The 17637-nt window shown below is 55.2% G+C and carries 13 protein-coding genes; 12 read left to right on the top strand and 1 reads right to left on the bottom strand.

Annotation, left to right across the window (positions count from 1 at the left end):
* The first annotated feature begins 80 nt into the window (after window positions 1-80).
* The 6 genes from K355_RS0108460 to K355_RS0108435 all read left to right on the top strand — a co-directional run bounded on the left by K355_RS0108460 (window position 81) and on the right by K355_RS0108435 (window position 5950).
* Complete coding sequence (locus tag K355_RS0108460; protein ID WP_022731693.1) at window positions 81-1181, top strand: ABC transporter substrate-binding protein; 1101 nt, start codon at window positions 81-83, stop codon at window positions 1179-1181.
* 152 nt (window positions 1182-1333) lie between these two features.
* Window positions 1334-2383, top strand: coding sequence for an ABC transporter ATP-binding protein (locus tag K355_RS0108455; protein ID WP_022731692.1), 1050 nt, complete (start codon window positions 1334-1336; stop codon window positions 2381-2383).
* Entirely contained in the window at window positions 2380-3231 is an 852-nt protein-coding gene (locus K355_RS0108450) for an ABC transporter permease (RefSeq protein ID WP_022731691.1), read from the top strand. Before K355_RS0108455 ends, K355_RS0108450 begins: the two co-directional genes overlap by 4 nt.
* The gene (locus K355_RS0108445) at window positions 3228-4034 is read left to right on the top strand and encodes an ABC transporter permease (protein ID WP_022731690.1); all 807 of its coding nucleotides are present in this window, start codon (window positions 3228-3230) and stop codon (window positions 4032-4034) included. The genes K355_RS0108450 and K355_RS0108445 overlap by 4 nt, the downstream gene beginning before the upstream one ends.
* 53 nt (window positions 4035-4087) lie before the next feature.
* The gene (gene speB, locus K355_RS0108440; RefSeq protein WP_022731689.1) at window positions 4088-5143 is read left to right on the top strand and encodes an agmatinase; all 1056 of its coding nucleotides are present in this window, start codon (window positions 4088-4090) and stop codon (window positions 5141-5143) included.
* 3 nt (window positions 5144-5146) lie between these two features.
* Window positions 5147-5950 (top strand): carbon-nitrogen hydrolase family protein, encoded by an 804-nt coding sequence (locus tag K355_RS0108435; protein ID WP_022731688.1) that lies wholly within the window; start codon window positions 5147-5149, stop codon window positions 5948-5950.
* On the opposite strand, the gene K355_RS23540 is transcribed toward K355_RS0108435, so the two are convergent.
* Complete coding sequence (locus K355_RS23540) at window positions 5923-6783, bottom strand: AraC family transcriptional regulator (protein WP_245562926.1); 861 nt, start codon at window positions 6781-6783, stop codon at window positions 5923-5925. The two genes, K355_RS0108435 and K355_RS23540, sit on opposite strands and share 28 nt — an antisense overlap.
* A 441-nt stretch (window positions 6784-7224) precedes the next feature.
* Between K355_RS23540 and K355_RS0108425 the strand changes: the two genes are divergently transcribed.
* The 6 genes from K355_RS0108425 to K355_RS0108395 all read left to right on the top strand — a co-directional run bounded on the left by K355_RS0108425 (window position 7225) and on the right by K355_RS0108395 (window position 17625).
* Window positions 7225-9348, top strand: coding sequence for a methyl-accepting chemotaxis protein (locus K355_RS0108425; RefSeq protein WP_022731686.1), 2124 nt, complete (start codon window positions 7225-7227; stop codon window positions 9346-9348).
* 597 nt (window positions 9349-9945) lie between these two features.
* Complete coding sequence (locus tag K355_RS0108415; RefSeq protein ID WP_028791454.1) at window positions 9946-11079, top strand: efflux RND transporter periplasmic adaptor subunit; 1134 nt, start codon at window positions 9946-9948, stop codon at window positions 11077-11079.
* 2 nt (window positions 11080-11081) lie between these two features.
* A complete protein-coding gene (locus tag K355_RS23530) occupies window positions 11082-14249 on the top strand; it encodes an efflux RND transporter permease subunit (RefSeq protein WP_022731683.1) in 3168 nt (1055 codons plus the stop codon).
* 1 nt (window position 14250) lies between these two features.
* Complete coding sequence (locus tag K355_RS0108405) at window positions 14251-15702, top strand: efflux transporter outer membrane subunit (RefSeq protein WP_022731682.1); 1452 nt, start codon at window positions 14251-14253, stop codon at window positions 15700-15702.
* Window positions 15703-15817: 115 nt separating this feature from the next.
* Window positions 15818-16429, top strand: coding sequence for an alpha-ketoglutarate-dependent dioxygenase AlkB family protein (locus tag K355_RS0108400; protein ID WP_022731681.1), 612 nt, complete (start codon window positions 15818-15820; stop codon window positions 16427-16429).
* Window positions 16430-16575: 146 nt separating this feature from the next.
* Window positions 16576-17625 carry a LacI family DNA-binding transcriptional regulator gene (locus tag K355_RS0108395; RefSeq protein ID WP_022731680.1) on the top strand — a complete coding sequence of 350 codons (1050 nt, stop codon included), beginning with the start codon at window positions 16576-16578 and terminating at the stop codon, window positions 17623-17625.
* Window positions 17626-17637: the final 12 nt, after the last annotated feature.

Here is a 17637-nt window from a genome sequence, read left to right as displayed (position 1 = left end):
TCGCCGCACTGGAAAACGACGACGGGAAAAAATCAAAAACGGACGCCCAAACAGCGTTCAAAGTATCAGAGGTGGATCACATGGACGACATCAAAAAGGGCATCAGTCGCCGTTCCGTTTTAGCCGGGATTGCGGGCGGTTCTGCAGTGGCGATGGCGGGTATTGCCGGTTTCCCCGGCATCGTGCGCGCACAGGAAAAAAGCCTGAAAATCGGTGCGTATGGCGGTTATTTCAAAGACAGTTTCGATAAACACATCTTCCCGGAATTCACCAAGGCGACCGGTATTTCAGTTGAATCAATTGCCCAGCCGACAGGTGAGGCATGGTTGGTTCAGCTCGAACAGGCGGCCCGTGCAGGTCAGGCACCTGCCGATGTGTCGATGATTTCGCAGGTCAGTATGCTGCGTGGTTCGGCCGCAAGCATCTGGGCAAAACTTGATCCGGCAAAAATGCCGAATATCGAAAACGTCATGCCGTCCTTCATTAATAAATATGACGATGGCAGCGTTTGTGGCGTTGGTGCGGTAACTTGGTACATCACCCTTGTTTCCAACTCCGATGTGATTACGCAGGCACCATCCAGCTGGGAAGAGCTGTGGAAGCCCGACCGCGCCGGTCAGCTTGGCTTGCTCGCACTGGTGACAAATTCCTTCCTGCTTGATGTGACGGCCAAAACCTATTTCGGGGGGCAGGAAATCCTCGACACCGAAGAAGGTATCATGAAGGTCATGGACAAGCTGGCCGAGCTTAAGGACAACGTCCAGCTCTGGTATCGGGACGAAGCCCAGTTTGAACAGGCACTTAAATCGGGTGAAATCCCGATGGGTCAGTATTACCACGATGTTGCCGGTCTTGCCGCGGCGGATGGATATCCGGTGCGGTCGACCTTCCCCAAAGAAGGTGGCATCAACGATTCCGGCAGTTGGGCCGTTTCCAAGGCATCCGAAAAGCTTGATCTGGCACATGTCTTTATCGACTTCATGAGCCAGCCAGAAATCCAAACACTTCTGTCACGCAAGGTCGGGACCTCTCCAACCGTGGCGCGGGCGAAAACCAGCCTTACCGATGCTGAATTCGCATCTGTTTCCTCGGAAATCGAACCGATCATTCCGCGGTACGACATGTATCAGCAGCGCGCTGACTGGCTGTCGCAGAAATGGACCGAACTGATCGTCAGCTGAACCTGACACAGGTTTCGCGCACGTATCGCTGATTTTGTCAGGCAGCATGCCACCTGTTGCACTGTGCATGGTCTTGCACCGGCATGCTGTCTGACATTTTTCTTGTTTCGGCAATCTAGTTGCCCCGTCTTTCGTCACATACAGGATCGCCAATGTCCGGTCTGGTCTTTGAGTCCATTGTTAAAAAGTTCGGCGAATTCACCGCCGTTCACGAAACCAGCCTTACAATCCCGCAGGGTAAGTTTGTTTGTCTGTTGGGCCCGTCGGGCTGTGGCAAGACAACCTTGCTTCGGATGATTGCCGGGCTCGAAGCCGCGACAGCGGGTCGTATCCTGCTGGATGGGGATGATGTGACGCGCATTCCAACCCACAAACGCGATTTCGGGATGGTGTTCCAGAACTTGGCCCTTTTCCCGCATTTGACGGTCGGCGAAAACATCGCCTATCCGCTGCGCATTCGGGGGGTATCCAAGTCCGACTGCTTGGCAGCGGTCAAGCGATTGCTTGATCTGGTTCAGTTGCCTGATATGGCCGGTCGTCCGGTTTCAAAACTGTCTGGCGGACAAAAACAACGGGTGGCCATTGCCCGGGCTTTGGCGTTGGAACCAAAATTGTTCCTGCTGGATGAGCCGCTCTCGGCCCTTGACGCCAAGCTGCGCGAAAGCATGCAGATTGAGCTTAAACAACTGCAACAAAAACTGGGTATCACGACCATTGTTGTGACCCATGACCAGCGCGAAGCCATGACCATGGCCGATCTTGTTGTTGTCATGTCTCAGGGCAAGGTCCATCAGGTTGCCCCGCCGGTCGAAATTTACCGCAAACCCAAGGATGCCTTCGTCGCCGATTTCATCGGCTCAACCAATTTAATCTCCGGGCGCATCAGTGGTTCGGGGAAGCTCGCCGTCCCCGGGGGCACATTGCTGGCCGATGACCTGCCCGCCACGGGGGATGTGACATTGTCGGTGCGACCGGAAAATATCCGGGTAACAGCAGGCAGTGGTGACAATACACCGGGATGTTTGGCCGGTGAGGTGTCTTACATCCGTGACCTCGGCGCGAGTATCGAGATGTATTTGTCGGTCGCCGGTCAGCAGATCACCGCGATAACCACCCCGTCGGACCGTCCCGACATTGCCGCAGGTGACGCCGTTTCGGTGCATTTCCCCAAAGATGCCTGTGTGGTGCTGGGGGACGCATGAAAATCAAACCGCGCACGTTTTCCGATTACGCCACCATCGGCTTTCCGGCCGGGATGTTGATGGTTTTCTTTGTGATCCCGTTTGGCATCATGATCGCGGTGTCCTTTTTCCAACGCGTTCAGGGGGCCTTTTATGAACCGGCATTCGTGTTTGATAACTATGCCCGGTTCCTGACATCGTTCTTTGGCGGGATTTTGGGGTTTTCCATCGGGTTGGCGGCATTGGTTGCGGTCGTTTCTGTTCTGCTGGCCTTCCCGTTTACCTATATCCTGACCCGGATGACCCGCCGCACTCAAGTGGTCTGGCTGGTGTTTTTGCTGTCGGTCTTATCGCTTTCAGAAGTTCTGATCGGCTTTGGCTGGTCAACGCTTCTGTCTCGTACAGCGGGCATAAGCAACCTGTTGGTCGCGCTTGGGGTTCTCGATAAACCCATGTCGTTATCGCCCAGTTTCGGTGCTGTCATGACAGGCATGGTGTATCAGACGTTTCCCTACACCGTTCTTGTGCTGTTTCCGGCCCTGTCGCGTCTTGACCCATCCTTGGTCGAAGTCGCCCGGACACTGGGGTCGGGGCCGGTGCGCAGCTTCCTCAATGTGGTTGTGCCAGCCTTGCGCAACAGCATCGTCTCGACACTGATCATGGTGTTTGTCTTTGCACTTGGCTGTTATCTGTTGCCGCAACTGTTGGGCAAACCGTCGCACTGGACGCTGTCCGTTCTGATTACCGATCAGGCGATCTATCAGTCGAACATGCCGTTTGCAGCCGCAATGGCGGTGTTTCTTGTACTGGTCAGCCTGTCGCTGGTGGCGATCTCGCTTCTTTATGGCAAGAAGGAGAACGCCGCATGATCAACACCTTTATCCTGCGGCTGTTCCTTGGGGCGATTGCACTGTTTATGGCGGCCCCCTTGGCGGTGGTGGCCGGGGTTTCGTTCAATGAACGCAAATCGCTGTCGTTCCCGCCAGAAGGCTTCTCGCTTGACTGGTACGCGCAGATTTTTACCGAAGACAGTTGGCGCAGTGCGCTTTTCAACAGTGTCGGTGTTGCGGTTGGGGCGTCCAGTCTGGCGGTGGTGGTTGCCTTTCCGCTGGCGTGGTTCCTGTGGCGGTTTCATGCCCCGTGGGCCCGGATTGTTCAGGTTCTTGGGCTGGCGCCCTTTATCTTGCCGCCGGTGATTACCGCCCTTGGGTTTTTAAGTTTCTGGACCACGGCCGGCTCCTATGGTCAGGCATGGACGGTTGTGATCAGCCACGGGATTTTCTTTGTCACCTTGCCGCTGGTGACACTGACACTGGGGTTTGAGGCCGTCGATGACAGTCTGGTCGAAGCCGCCGCAACCATGGGGGCCGATGACCGCACCATTTTGCGCACCATCATTCTGCCATTGATCCTGCCGTACATCATATCGGGCATGGCGTTTGCGTTCGTGCTGTCGCTCAATGAATACATTGTTGCCTATATGGCGGTCGGCTTCACGGTCGAAACCCTGCCGATCAAGATTTTCAATTCCTTACGGTATGGCTACACGCCAACCATGGCGTCGGTCACCGTTCTGTTTGTCGCCATCGCGGTGGTGGTGTTTGGCCTGATTGCCCGGTTCGGTGATTTGCCGCGCCTGCTTGGCGCGTGGCGCCATGACGATGACAGTTAATATGCACGCATCCCAAGAAACAATAACGTCCGACACGGATCAAGGAGGCCACCATGGTCAACACTGAAAAACTCGCAAAACTGCGCGAAAAATACGGCAACGCCAAAGGCGGCGATATGTTCGACCCGCACTTCAAGGAAGTGGCCGAAACCCAGTTTTCCGCCAGTGGCGAACGCAAATGGCCGTTTGCCGGTGTGCCGACATTCCTCGATGCACCGTTTGCGCCGGACGCGGCCAAGAATGACTTTGCCGGTCTTGATGTTGCGCTTGTCGGGGTGCCGATGGATTTGGGGGTGACCAACCGGGCAGGGGCGCGGCTTGGCCCGCGTGCGGTGCGTAATATCGAACGCATTGGCCCGTATGAACATGTGTTGCGCATGGTGCCCGGTGCCCAATGCAAGGTTGCCGATATTGGGGATGTACCGTTTCGCAGCCGTTTTTCGCTGGAAAGCTGCCATCAGGATATCGAGGATTACTTTACCAAAATCGTTGATGCCGGTGTGATCCCAATTGCTATTGGTGGTGATCATTCCATCAGCTATTCGATCCAGCGTGCGGTGGGCAAGGATCGTCCGGTTGGCATGATCCATCTTGATGCCCATTGCGATACCAGCGGCGAATACGAAGGGGCCAAATTCCACCATGGTGGCCCGTTCCGCCAGTCGGTCATGGACGGGGTTCTCGACCCTGAACGCACGATCCAGATCGGCATTCGCGGTGGGGCGGAATATCTGTGGGAATTTTCCTATGACAGTGGCATGACCGTCATCCACGCCGAAGAAGTGCCGCAAATGGGGGTTGAGGCCGTCATTGCCAAGGCGCGCGAAGTGATTGGTGATGGTCCGGTCTATCTGTCCTTTGATGTCGATTGCCTTGATCCATCCTTTGCGCCGGGGACTGGTACGCCGGAAATCGGTGGTCTGACATCACGTGAAGCATTGGCGATTTTGCGCGGTCTTAAGGGGCTGGATTTTGTTGGCGCCGACGTGGTCGAAGTCGCCCCGCAATATGATGCCACCACCAACACCGCCCATGCCGGTGCACAAGTTCTGTTTGAGGAACTTTGCCTTGTCACCGATGCGCTCAAACGGCGCAAGGCGGGGGTGTGATCAATGAAAATCGCGGTTTATCAGTCAGGCTCCGACGCAGTCATTGATAAACCGACCCGGATTGCGTGCCTTGCGCAACGTGCGCATGAGGCCCGCGATGCCGGTGCCGAGATGATCATTGCGCCGGAAATGTATCTGACCGGCTATAACATTGGACGTGACCGGATCGTCGAGCAATCCGAACGGTTGTCGGGCGAAAGCCTGTCGGCGGTTGCCGATATGGCCCGGGACATTGGCATTGCGATTGTGGTTGGCTTTGGAGAATTGGGCGAGGATGGGCGCAATTACAATGCCTGTGCCCTGTTTGACAAAACCGGCAAACGGCGGTTGCTCCATCGGAAAATTCAGTTGTTTGGTGATCTTGATCGCACCTGTTTTGCGCCAGGCAACAATATGCCGCTGGTGATTGACTGGAATGGCATCAAAATCGCGATGCTGATCTGCTATGACGTTGAATTTCCTGAATTGGTGCGCAGCATTGCACTTAAGGGATGTGATCTTTTGCTGGTACCAACCGCCCAGATGGCGCCGTTTGACCGGATTGCTGAAATGATGGTGCCAGTCCGTGCGATGGAAAATCAGATGTTTCTGGCCTATGCCAACCGTTGTGATCAGGAAGGTGACCTGAATTATGTCGGCAAAAGTGTGATTTGTGCGCCGTGGTCCGATCTGGCCCGTGCGGGGGATCAGGATAGTCTGATTATTGCTGATCTGGACTTTGACGCGCTTGAAAAGTCACGCAAAGAATTCCCGTATTTGCGCGATCGCCGACCCGAAAGCTATTTCGGGCTTTTGGGCGATGTTTGATCAAGATTGGCGATAAACGCCCCCGGACTAACCCCCCACATGCCTTTGAAATGTCGGTTCAAATGGCTTTGGTCGGCAAATCCGGTGGCCGCTGCCGCATCGGCAATGGATGATCCGTCAAACAGCATCCGTTTGGCGCGGCGCAATCGCATGTGGTTGAAATACGCATGCGGTGGCAGGCCGGTGGCCGCACGAAACACCCGCAACAGATGAAACCGGCTCAGCCCGGTCAAGGTGGCCAGTTCATCAAGCGATATGTTGGCATCAAGATGGGCAGCCATATAGTCAATCACCGCCGTGATGCGTTTGTCTTCTGATCCGGGGTGATAGGTATAGGGCGGCGCATCCGCATGGCGAAGCGCCAAACGTGCCGCACTATAAAGCAACCGGCTGTCGCGCTCCAAAAGACTGCTGGTTGGTGCAAGGTCGGGGCGGAACATGCGATGCAGCGACTGAAGCTGTAAATGCAGGTCCGGGTCATTGACCACGCAATTGCCAAAAAACGGCAAACCACCATCCTTGGGCGAAAGCTCGCTGACCAGATTGCCAAAGATTTCCGGGGCGATAAACATGATCTGGTAATGATAACCGTCATCTGACGCGGGGCCACCATCATGGACCTGCATCGGGTTCATCATCAAAAGCTGCCCGCGTGATGCGACATAGTTTGTCCCGCGCGTCATGAACCGTTCCGCCCCGTTTAGGATGGTGCCAAACGCATAGTAATCATGGCTGTGCTTGGGAAAGGTGAACTGTTTGTAATCGGCTTCAAACAAATCAATGCCGTCGGCGGCACGCCAATGACGGGCCGTTTCGCGGGGGCGTGTTGCCACAGATGAGTTTCTGTGTGCTGCCCGGCTATGTGACAAAGCCTGTTTCATCGGGCGAGTATAACGGCAAAAAATCGCCCGGCTTGTAGAATATTGTCATGGCGACAATGATGCCGCCCGGTTTGCGTGCGTGATGGGGCTATCTGTTTCAAACGTTCTAACTGGGACGAATAACCGGGCGGGAACCAAGGCACCGACTCGCATAAAGGCACGGGAATTTACGCCAATTGGATCCTTTCCAAATGGTCAGGTTTACCCTCTCTAACAGTATAGGGTTGGTTCATATGAACATTTTGAAGGGTATTTTTTGATTATGTGAGCTTTGAAAAACATCGTGACGATCAGTAAATACTAGACGAATGCGAATTTCATCTAAGTGTTACAAAACGGCTGGGCATCACACGGTAAGCATCGCGCCAAACCGTACACTTTGTTGGATGTCCCATGTTTCTTGATCGTATTCGCATCGGATCGCGCATCTTTGCCGGTTTCTTTGTTCTGGTTGTTTTGCTTGTTGGTCTGAGTGCTCTTTCCTCGACGTACCTTCTGGGGTTTGGTGGCCATGCTGATCGCATCGCCAAAAGCACAAACCTTGTCGGCCTTGCCAATGATTACGCCCTCAAACTCGAACGCCTGTCCAATCAGGTCCTGCTGTTTGCCCAGACGGTGGATATCCAGGACCGCGAAGGCATCGCCACCATTCGCGCCGCCGCCGAACAAAGCGGTGCGACACTGGTTGATGCCCTGCGTGATGCCGGGGATGGGGATCGTGCCGACGCGCTCGAAAGCCTGACGGCTGATTACATCGCAACGCTTGAACCCCTTGTCCTGCGTGCTGAAAACCTGACCGCTGCGTCCGATACCATGTTGCTGGGTGCCAGTCAGCTTGGACAATCGGCGGCCAAACTCGAAGAATTCATCGCCAAGCGCGATCCGGTAATGGCTGAAAAATATGGCGATAAACTGGGCGCGTTTAATCTGGCTGCCATCGTCAATAGCCTGCAATACCCCATCGTGCGCACGCCCGAGGCCCTTGAGGCCGCACGCGCCAAAACCTCCGAGCTCACCGACCTTCAGGAAGAAATCAAATCGGCCTTTGGCGGGCTTAAGCGCAACGAGAAAAAGCTGTTCTCCTATGCCGTACGCGACAATGATTTGCTCAAACAAGGGGCCAATCAGCTTGAAGGCTCCATCGGCGGTTTCCGTCAATCAATGGATGACTTTAAAACGGCCGTACGCGGTGTACAGGCCATCACCCAGAACATCCGCGAAGAAGCCATGGCAAGCCAAACCGCCCTTGTTGATGCCGCCCATGCCGATTCAACCAATTCCGCGCTGACCAACATCATTGTTGCGGCGATTGGCGTGCTGATCGCGCTGACACTGGCGTTTGGCATCACCATGAGCATCCTGCGCCCGCTTAAGCGTGTGAACGGCGATATGACCCGCTTAAGTGAAAATGACACCGACATTGATCTTGTCGATATCAATCGTCGTGATGAGTTTGGAGCCATGGCCCGCACTGTTTCGATCTTCCGCGACAATGCGCTCAAGATCGAAACCATGGCCGAAGAACGCATTACCCTGCAACGCATCGAAGAAGAAAAACGCAGATCCTCGCTCGGTGCGATGGCCAACACCATCGAAGGCGAAACCACAGGTCTGGTCCAATCGGTCAGCCATCAGGTCACCCGCATGCGCGAAGCCGTGACCGAGGTAGCAGCCGCCGCCGAACGTGTCACCACCCAGACCGAAACAGCAACCGGTGCCGCCGAACAAAGCCAGTCGCATGCAACCGCGATTGGCGATGCTGCCGTGCGGCTGACCAATGCCATCGGCTCGATCGCCAACCGGGTTGAACGTCAACGCGGTATTGCCCAGAACGCGGTTGGGTCGACCCAGCAATCGGCAAAGGCGGTCGATGATCTGCGCGAAGTCGCCACCAGCATCGAACAGATTGTCGATCTGATCCGCGGTATTGCCGGTCAAACCAATCTTCTGGCCCTCAATGCCACGATTGAGGCCGCGCGTGCCGGCGATGCCGGCAAAGGGTTCGCCGTGGTCGCTGCTGAGGTCAAAAACCTTGCCGGGCAAACCGAAAAGGCCACCGAACAGATCACCGAACACGTCAATGCCATGGGGGCCGTAACCGATCGGTGTGTGGCATCCATGGAAGACGTCGGTGTGACCGTGCGCGACATGATGTCGATTTCCGATGAGGTGGCCGGTGACGTCGAACAACAACGCCTTGAAACCGAAGAAATCACAGGCGCGATCGCCCTTGCCGGGGATGCGGCCCATAACGTCAGTTCGGCCATCTTTGAAGTCTCGAACGACATCGAAGCCACCCGCAAACTCAGCGTCGATCTAACCCGTCGTGCTGACGAGGTTGAACGAAATGTCACGGAACTGACCGCATCGCTGGATCGGGCGTTGGCCTCGGCCGGAAGTGACGAGGATACGACCGAAGACGGATCGGACAAGGACCAAACGTCATCAGAGAAGCAGAACTGGGATGAGGGCAACCTTGTGCGGTTTCCTCAATCGAGCATGTTAGGGGCTGCTTAAAACCGAAAGCATGTTGCATTTAATCTGCTCCATTTTGCCGGAGACAGTCTTCTGCCCGGCAAGGAAAGGGCCGCAGGACGTAGCGGGGCTACGTTCAAGGGTTTTGACGCTGCGGGGCGGAAGGCTGTCCCGGCCCGAAGGGTTTGTTTTTGGCGGCGTTTCGCGGTGTTACACCGTTTGACCGATGCGCCGCATCGCTCTGCACGCTGTGCCTTGCCAAACGACACGCCAAAAACAAACATAATGAAGCAGATTAAATGCAACATGCTTTGCAATTTCTGGCGACTTGATCGTTTCTGTGTGAACGAAACCGGCCTGCATACCGTACCGTGTATGCAGGCCGGTTTGCGTTTGCAAATTGAATGGCTGTGAAACGTTTGGTTTTGTTGGTGTCTTGATACAAGCTGCGACGTTTCTGATACACTTTTTGTGTGGTTCTGGCCGACGGGTTGCAGTAGCTTTTGCACCATAATGTATTTCACCAAAAAACAATCACCCGTGCCGGATAAAGAATTGAAATACAAAATGTTTCCCGGAGGGGAACAGGCCGCTCAGGGTGGTGGGTGAAACCTGCCCCGACTTGGAAGTATGAATGTGATGACGCGTAAAACAACGCTTCTGATCGCAGGTGTGGCAATCATCGCGATGGCAGCACTTGCGTATATTTTTGCCAAAGACGACATCATGGCGCTTGTCACCCCCGGTGAGCAAGCCCCGCAGGCGCGCGAAAAAGGCGGGGATCGCGGCCTTCCGGTGATTGCCGAATATGCCAGTCTGATGGATGAAAAAACCGTTGTTCAGGCCGTCGGAACAGGCAAATCAGCACTGGGTGTGACGATCTATCCTGCGGTGTCGGGCGAAGTGTCAGACGTTCTGTTTCGCGCCGGTGACAAAGTGACCAAGGATCAGGTTCTGGTCATCCTTGATTCGGATCGCGAACGTCTTGCGCGCAACCTTGCCGCCGTACAGGTAAAAGATGCCCAGCAGCTTCTTGGCCGTTACGAACAGGCCCGCCCACTTGGGGCTGTTGCCGACAGCGAGGTCGATACGGCGCGCACTGCATTGGCCGAAGCCAAAATTCAACTCGATCAGGCCGAAGTCAATCTGGCTGATCGCACCATTTTGGCCCCGTTCGATGGCATCGTCGGCATTTCTGAAATTGAGGCAGGCGACCGCGTTGACAGTTCAACCGTGATCGTCACCCTTGATAACATCGAAAGCATTCTGGTTGATTTCGAAGTCGCCGAAACCCGGTTTGACAATGTAAGGCCGGGCCAAAAGGTCCGGGTTGAAACGTGGAGCCTGCCGGGCGAGCTGTTCGAAGGAACCGTTGAGTCCATCGGCAGCCGCATTGACCCGGTCAGCCGGACGTTTAGTGTCCGTGCCCGTGTGCCCAACCCAAAAGGCCGTCTTTTGGCCGGGATGTCGTTTGCGGTTTATGTTGATATCGAAGGCAAAAGATACCCGTCCGTGCCCGAAATCTCGGTCCTTTGGGGGGACGAGGGAACCTACATCTGGCGGATCAAGGATGATGCGGTCTTGCGCGTACCCGTCCGCGTTGTCAAACGGACCAGTGGGCGCATTCTTGTGGATGGCGATATCGAAAAAGGCGATCTGATCGTTGTCGAAGGCGTCCTTCGTCTGCGCCCCGGTCGCAAGGTTGCGACTGTCATCCGCGACAACAACGATACTGGTATTGCCACCCGTGATGGCCTTGGTGAAGGTTCCTGACCATGACGATGGAAACCGGCAATCAAAACCATAATGATCTTGCGTCGCTCAGCATCCGGCGCCCGGTTTTAATCATCGTCGCGGCGATGTTGATCATTCTGGCCGGACTTGCCGCCATGCTGGGCGTTGAAATCCGTGAATTGCCAAATGTCGATCAACCAACAGTAACCGTCTATGCCACATACGACGGGGCATCCCCCGAAACAGTGGACTCGGAAGTCACCGGCATCCTCGAAGCTGCCGCATCACGGGTCAGCGGTGTTAAAGAAATCAGTTCCAACAGCGAAGAAGGCAGCGCGCGTGTCCGTGTGCGGTTCTTTCCCGATGTTGAGGTCAATGACGCGGCCAATGACATTCGCGAAGCCGTCAGTCGCGCCTCACGGAGCCTGCCTGATAACGTCGAAGACGTCCGTGTGGTCAAGGCCGACGCCGATGCCAGTGCCATCATGCGCCTTGCCGTGGTCAGCAAAAGTCTGACCGAGGAAGAACTCGCCAATATCGTCGAAGACCAGATTGAGCCTGCTTTGCTGGCTGTGCCCGGCGTTGCCGAAATTTCGATAAATGGTGACCGTGAACGTGTCCTTCATGTCCGGGTCGATCCGCTGCGTCTGGCAAGTTATGGGCTGTCGGTTCAGGACGTGGCCGATGTTTTGGAAACGGCACAGTTCGATATTCCAGCGGGCAGTTTTGAATCAAATGATCAAAAGCTGTTTGTGCGCGCCGATGCCTCCGTCTGGGAAGTTGGGCGCCTGAACCAGATGATGGTCCGCGACAGTATCCGGCTTGGTGATGTTGCCGATGTCTATTACGGCCCGGATGATGCGACCTCCTATGTCCGACTTGATGGACGCACCGTTATCGGTCTGGGTGTCACCCGTCAGGCGCAATCAAACACCATCGCAATTTCAAACGGTATCCGCGAGGCAGCAGAAAAACTGAACGCGCAATATGATGATGTTGATGTCTTCGTGAATTCTGATGATGCGGTGTTTATCGAAGGTGCCTTAAGCGAGGTGATCTACAGTCTCGCCCTTGCCATCGTGATTGTGATTGGCGTGCTGTATCTGTTTTTGCGCTCCTTTACCGCAACCCTGATCCCGACAGTGACCATTCCGATCGCGCTGATTGGCACGGTTGCGGCCATCTGGGCGATGGGATTTTCGATCAATATCCTGACCTTGCTGGCCCTTGTTCTGGCCACCGGCATGATTGTTGATGATGCGATTGTGGTTCTTGAAAACATTCAACGCCGCCGACATCAGGGGCTGGGGTCGATGGCGGCGGCTGTTCTTGGCTCACGTCAGGTCTTCTTTGCGGTGATTGCCACCACATTGACCCTGATCTCTGTTTTTCTGCCGATTTCCTTCCTGCCCAGCACCGCCGGAAGCCTGTTCCGGGAATTTGGCTTTGTGTTGGCATTTTCGGTAGCGGTGTCTTCTTTTGTCGCCTTGACCCTGTGTCCCATGCTGGCGTCGCGCTTGAAACATATTGATCCGCATGATGGGGATGCGAATGCCAAACCGAATATGCTGGAAAGGGTCGGTTATTTCTTTGCCGATATTTACAAAAGCATTCTCGAATGGGTTTTGCGGTTTCCCTATATCACGCTGATCGGCTGTATTCTTGTCGGGACAATGGCATTTGGTGTCTATAACAGCGTCACCAAGGAATTGCTGCCCGACGAAGACCGTGGGCGTATTCTTGTGTCGCTGCGCGGGCCCGACGGGGTTGGTATTGATTACATGGACCGTCAGGTTGAGACGGTCGAAAGTATTTTGCGTCCGGTCGTTGAGTCCGGGGATGCCTATAATATTTACACCATTGTCGGGTTGTGGGACCCCAATCGGGCCTTGGTCATTGCGCCATTGATCCCGTGGGATGAACGCGACCGCAGTCAGCAGGACATTACCGCCACCATTCAGGATCAGCTAAATGCTCTTCCCGGTGTGCAGGCCTTTGTCTATCAGCCCAACAGCCTTGGTCTGCGCGGCGGCAGTGGCGAGGGGCTGGAATTTGCCCTGACCGGAACCAGTTATCGCGTCCTTGCCGCACAGGCGCGCGACATGCAGCGCGAATTCGAAGAAAACTATCCCAACTTGCTGGGGATACGGATCTCCTATCAGACCACACAGCCACAGCTTCTGGTCAATATCGACCGCGAACGGGCATTTGACCTTGGCATTCCGGTTGAAAGCCTCAATGTGACGCTGCGCACGATGATCGAGGGATATGAAGTTACCGAAATCAACGTCGATGACCAGAACGTCCCGGTGAAACTGCGTTCAAGCCTTGGCAGCATCAATGATCCGTCCGATCTTGAAAATCTGTTTGTGACCGGGACGGACGGTCGGGTATTGCCGCTATCGTCCGTGATCAGTCTAAGCGAAGAAGCGGTCGCATCGGAACTCGAACGCGAAGGTCAGCAGCGCGCTGTGATGGTCTCGGCCAATCTTGCACCCGGCTATACCTTGCAACAGGCGGTCGATGATGTGAACGCAGCCGCTGACAAGGTTCTCTCCCCCGGGATCGGGGTGTTGATGACCGGCGATGCTGCGACCCTTGGCGAAACCAACAATGATGTACAGCTGACCTTCCTGATTGCCGTGCTGGTGGTGTTGCTGGTGCTTGCTGCCCAGTTTGAAAGTTTCATGTCCGCTTTGGTGGTTGTCCTGACAGTTCCATTTGGTCTGGCAGCCGCGATCTTTGCGCTGGGCTTAAGTGGGACATCAATCAATATTTACAGCCAGATCGGGCTTGTGATGCTGGTCGGCCTGATGGCCAAAAACGGTATTTTGGTCGTCGAATTTGCCGATCAGCTCCGCGATTCCGGTAAATCGGTCCGTGATGCTGTGCACGATGCGGCCATGGTACGGTTACGTCCAATCATGATGACAATGATTTCAACGGTCCTTGGCGGGTTGCCACTGGTGCTGGGGACGGGTGCCGGTGCCGAGGCCCGGGCGGCAATTGGCTGGGTTGTGTTTGGCGGGCTTGGGTTTGCCACGGTCTTTACGCTGTTTTTAACCCCGGTTCTGTATCTGCTGCTGGCACCGCTGGTGTCGGCGCGTGCGGATGGCGGGTTTAAATTGCAAAGTCAGTTGCGTGCGGCAGAAGCCATTCCTGATACCGGCGAAATTGACGACAGCAAGATTCAAGGAAGTGCGAAATAACATGCAGGTGAAACGACTTTCGGCACTTTCTTGCGCTGTCATGTTGATCGGGTTGGCCGGGTGCCAATCGGTGGGGCCAGATTATACCGCACCGAAATTTGATCTGATCGCCGCCTATACCCCGGAAATTCCGGTTATCGCCAATAACCCTGCCGATCAGGCCCGCTGGTGGGAAACCACAACCGATCCGGTTTTGGATGCCCTGATCAAAGAAGGTATCACCAACAATATTGATCTTAAGATCGCGATCAGCCGCATTCGCGCGGCGGCAGCAACCGCGCGTGGTGTGCGCGGGGAAAATGGTCTTGAAGTCGGTGCCAGCGTCGATGGATCGGCTGAACGCAGAACATCCAGCCGGATAGATGGCAATCGGGTAGATGATCTCGGATATGGGGCGGGGATTGATCTTTCCTGGACGGCGGATGTTTGGGGCGGGGAAGCCCGTGAAGAACAGGCCGCCGAGGCCGATTATCTTGAACAGGTTTATTTGCGCGAGGATGTCTATCGCGTGATGATCGGCGATATTATCCGTAACTATATCGAACTGCGCGGCAGCCAAAAACGTCAGGAACTGTTGCGAAGCTCACTTGATCTGCAACGCCAGACCAGCAACATCGTGCAGGTCCGCCAGCAAACCGGTCTTGCGTCCGAACTGGATCTATCGCGTGCGCGTGCCGAAGTGTCCGATATTGAATCAAGTTTGCCGGCTCTTCAAACCGACATAGACAGGTCAATCAATGCGATTTCCATTCTGGTTGGTGCACAGCCGGGAACCCATCGTGATGTGTTGCTTGATGTGTCACCCTTGCCGGAATTTCAAAGTGCACCGCCGATTGGTATTCCAGCCGATCTTTTGCGCCGCCGTCCCGATGTGCGTGCTGCCGAACTGGCCTTGATTTCCGCCACGGCGCAAATCGGGGTCGAAACCGCAACACTTTATCCTGAACTCTCACTCGATGGCTCTTTGGCCTTTGGCGTGACGGGGTATGGCACCGGTCCGATTATACGCACTGCAATGGCGGCCATTGGCGCACTGATTGATGCCACGCTGTATGATGGTGGGCTGCGCCGATCCAACATAACCGTGGCCGAAGAAGAAGCCGAGCAGGCCTTTCTGACCTATCGCAAGACCCTTTTGGCCGCGATTGAAGAAGTCGAAAGTGCGATTTACGGTTATGTCGGTGCCGTGCAGCAACGTGATTCGCTGATTGCATCGGTGCGCTATCACAGCGATGCATTTGAACAATCGCGGGTACGCTACGTTCAGGGGCTTTCGAACTTTCTTGATGTGCTTGATTCTCAACGCAGCCTGACAACGTCACAGCAATCCCTTGCCGATGCCGAGACCGACCTCGAACTTGAAACCATCAATCTTTATAGCGCGGTTGGCTTAAGCGTTGAGGATGTCGAACGGTATGCCGATCAGGAAGGGATAGATCTGGTCAACGGCTAGGGTCAGAATTGATGTGTGCCAAGTCACTGTGAAAACGACTATATCAGTGAACTGTGTCTTGAGTTTCGCCCACGTTCGTCCTAGGTGTTTGTCAGAATGACTTCCGGGGATGATCATGACCGGCGATCTGTTTGCCAACGAGCCACCGCGCAATTTGTTGCCCTTTGACGGGCAGGTTTTGCTGTTGCGTGGCATTATGCCTGATGACGATGCCGACCGGACCTTTGACCGGCTGCTCAGTGGCATTGTCTGGCAACAGGAAACCGCCCGGATGGCCGGTAAGGAAATCCCCGTTCCGCGCCTGACCGCATGGTTTGGTGAGGTCGCCTATCGCTATAGCGGTGTGTATCACCCTGCATCCCCTTTTCCGGCAAAGGTTGCCCCGTTGCGCGATCTGGCCGAAAACCTTGCTGGTGTGGCCTTTAACACGGTGCTGCTCAACCAGTATCGCGATGGCCGCGACAGTGTATCCTGGCATGCTGATGACGAAGATGTTCTTGGCCAGAACCCGGTCATCGCCAGCCTGTCCTTTGGCGAAGAACGCCGTTTTCATCTGCGTCACAAGACAACCGGGGATCGCATCAGCATTGATCTCCCCCATAATTCAGCCCTGATCATGGGCGGTGAAACCCAACATTGCTGGCTGCATCAACTGCCCAAAACCGCCAAACAAGTTGGGCCACGAATTAATCTGACTTTCCGCAATACCAGTCCCGAAATCCGTTAAAACCAAGGGCGGTTTTCTGTAACGTCAATGTCTTGTGGCAAGACAGTGTTGGTTCTGGCTATAGTGGTTTTAAGGAAAAAACATCTGCCGTCGTTGTCGTTGGGCGGGGCAGTTTAAAAACGCACGGACTGGGAGAGCAAATCGCAATGGCTGCAAAACGCGTAAAACTTCTGGATGTCGCCAAGGCGGCCGGGGTTTCGCAAGGAACGGCGTCCAATGCGTTTGGCAAACCTGATCTTGTCCGTCGCGAAGTCCGCGACCGCATTTTTGCTGCGGCCAAGGATCTTGGCTATCGCGGGCCGCATGTTATGGCGCGGATGTTGCGCACGGGTAAGGCCGGGGCGCTTGGCGTTGTGTTTCCCGATAATCTTGAATATGCCTTTTCCGATCCGGTGGCGATTGAATTGCTGCGTGGGATCGGGCGCGAATGCGCGCGCCATGGCGTCAATGTCATGATCATTTCGGCCGAAAACCCGCAGCAGGCGATTGCCGCGGTCAATAATGCCGCGGTCGATGCCTTTTTGGTGCATTGCTATTCGGACAATAATGACATTATTTCCGCCATCCAGCGCCGCAACCAGCCGCTGATTAGCATTGATACCGACATCGCCGGTGCGGCGGGAACGGTATTGCTCGACGATCATGCGGCGGCGAAAACGGCTGCTGCGCATTTGCTCGAGTGCGGGGCGCGCAAATTTGCCATTCTGTCGTTACAGGCAACAGAACATGATCATTTCGGCCCGATGAATGCCAACCGTGTTGGTGCGGCAAGCCACCGGGTCGTGCGTGAACGCATGGCGGGCTATCACGATGCCCTGCAATCGGCGGGCATTGCCCCGACCGACATCATCCATGTCGAATGCGACAACCATTCCGAACACAGTGCTAAAATGACGGTTGAGATGCTGGCACAGCACCCCGAGATCGACGGCATCCTCGCCATGTCCGATGTGATTGCGATTGGTGCGCTGGATGCTGCGCGCGAGTTGGGCCGCAAGGTGCCTGATGACCTTAAGGTCATTGGAATTGACGGCATTGTGGCCGGCGAACGCACCGACCCGCCATTGTCATCAGTACGTCAGGATTCGGTCGAAAAGGGCCGCCTGGCCGCCGAAATGGCCCTTGGCGAAGACACTGGTCGCACCATCATCCTCGAAACCGGCCTTTTGGTGCGCGGCTCAACCAAGACGGCCTAACCGCCGTGGGAC

The organism is Thalassospira lucentensis MCCC 1A00383 = DSM 14000, assembly GCF_000421265.1.
GTDB classification, from domain to species: Bacteria; Pseudomonadota; Alphaproteobacteria; order Rhodospirillales; family Thalassospiraceae; genus Thalassospira; species Thalassospira lucentensis.
The sequence above is the reverse complement of the archived record's forward strand: the minus strand, read 5'-3'. Positions and strand labels throughout refer to the sequence as shown.

Excerpts from the sequence above, each read along its gene's own strand:
- K355_RS0108460 (WP_022731693.1), top strand. The coding sequence starts at position 81 with ATGGACGACATCAAAAAGGGCATCAGTCGCCGTTCCGTTTTAGCCGGG.
- K355_RS0108455 (WP_022731692.1), top strand. The coding sequence starts at position 1,334 with ATGTCCGGTCTGGTCTTTGAGTCCATTGTTAAAAAGTTCGGCGAATTC.
- K355_RS0108450 (WP_022731691.1), top strand. The coding sequence starts at position 2,380 with ATGAAAATCAAACCGCGCACGTTTTCCGATTACGCCACCATCGGCTTT.
- K355_RS0108445 (WP_022731690.1), top strand. The coding sequence starts at position 3,228 with ATGATCAACACCTTTATCCTGCGGCTGTTCCTTGGGGCGATTGCACTG.
- speB (WP_022731689.1), top strand. The coding sequence starts at position 4,088 with ATGGTCAACACTGAAAAACTCGCAAAACTGCGCGAAAAATACGGCAAC.
- K355_RS0108435 (WP_022731688.1), top strand. The coding sequence starts at position 5,147 with ATGAAAATCGCGGTTTATCAGTCAGGCTCCGACGCAGTCATTGATAAA.
- K355_RS0108425 (WP_022731686.1), top strand. The coding sequence starts at position 7,225 with ATGTTTCTTGATCGTATTCGCATCGGATCGCGCATCTTTGCCGGTTTC.
- K355_RS0108415 (WP_028791454.1), top strand. The coding sequence starts at position 9,946 with ATGACGCGTAAAACAACGCTTCTGATCGCAGGTGTGGCAATCATCGCG.
- K355_RS23530 (WP_022731683.1), top strand. The coding sequence starts at position 11,082 with ATGACGATGGAAACCGGCAATCAAAACCATAATGATCTTGCGTCGCTC.
- K355_RS0108405 (WP_022731682.1), top strand. The coding sequence starts at position 14,251 with ATGCAGGTGAAACGACTTTCGGCACTTTCTTGCGCTGTCATGTTGATC.
- K355_RS0108400 (WP_022731681.1), top strand. The coding sequence starts at position 15,818 with ATGACCGGCGATCTGTTTGCCAACGAGCCACCGCGCAATTTGTTGCCC.
- K355_RS0108395 (WP_022731680.1), top strand. The coding sequence starts at position 16,576 with ATGGCTGCAAAACGCGTAAAACTTCTGGATGTCGCCAAGGCGGCCGGG.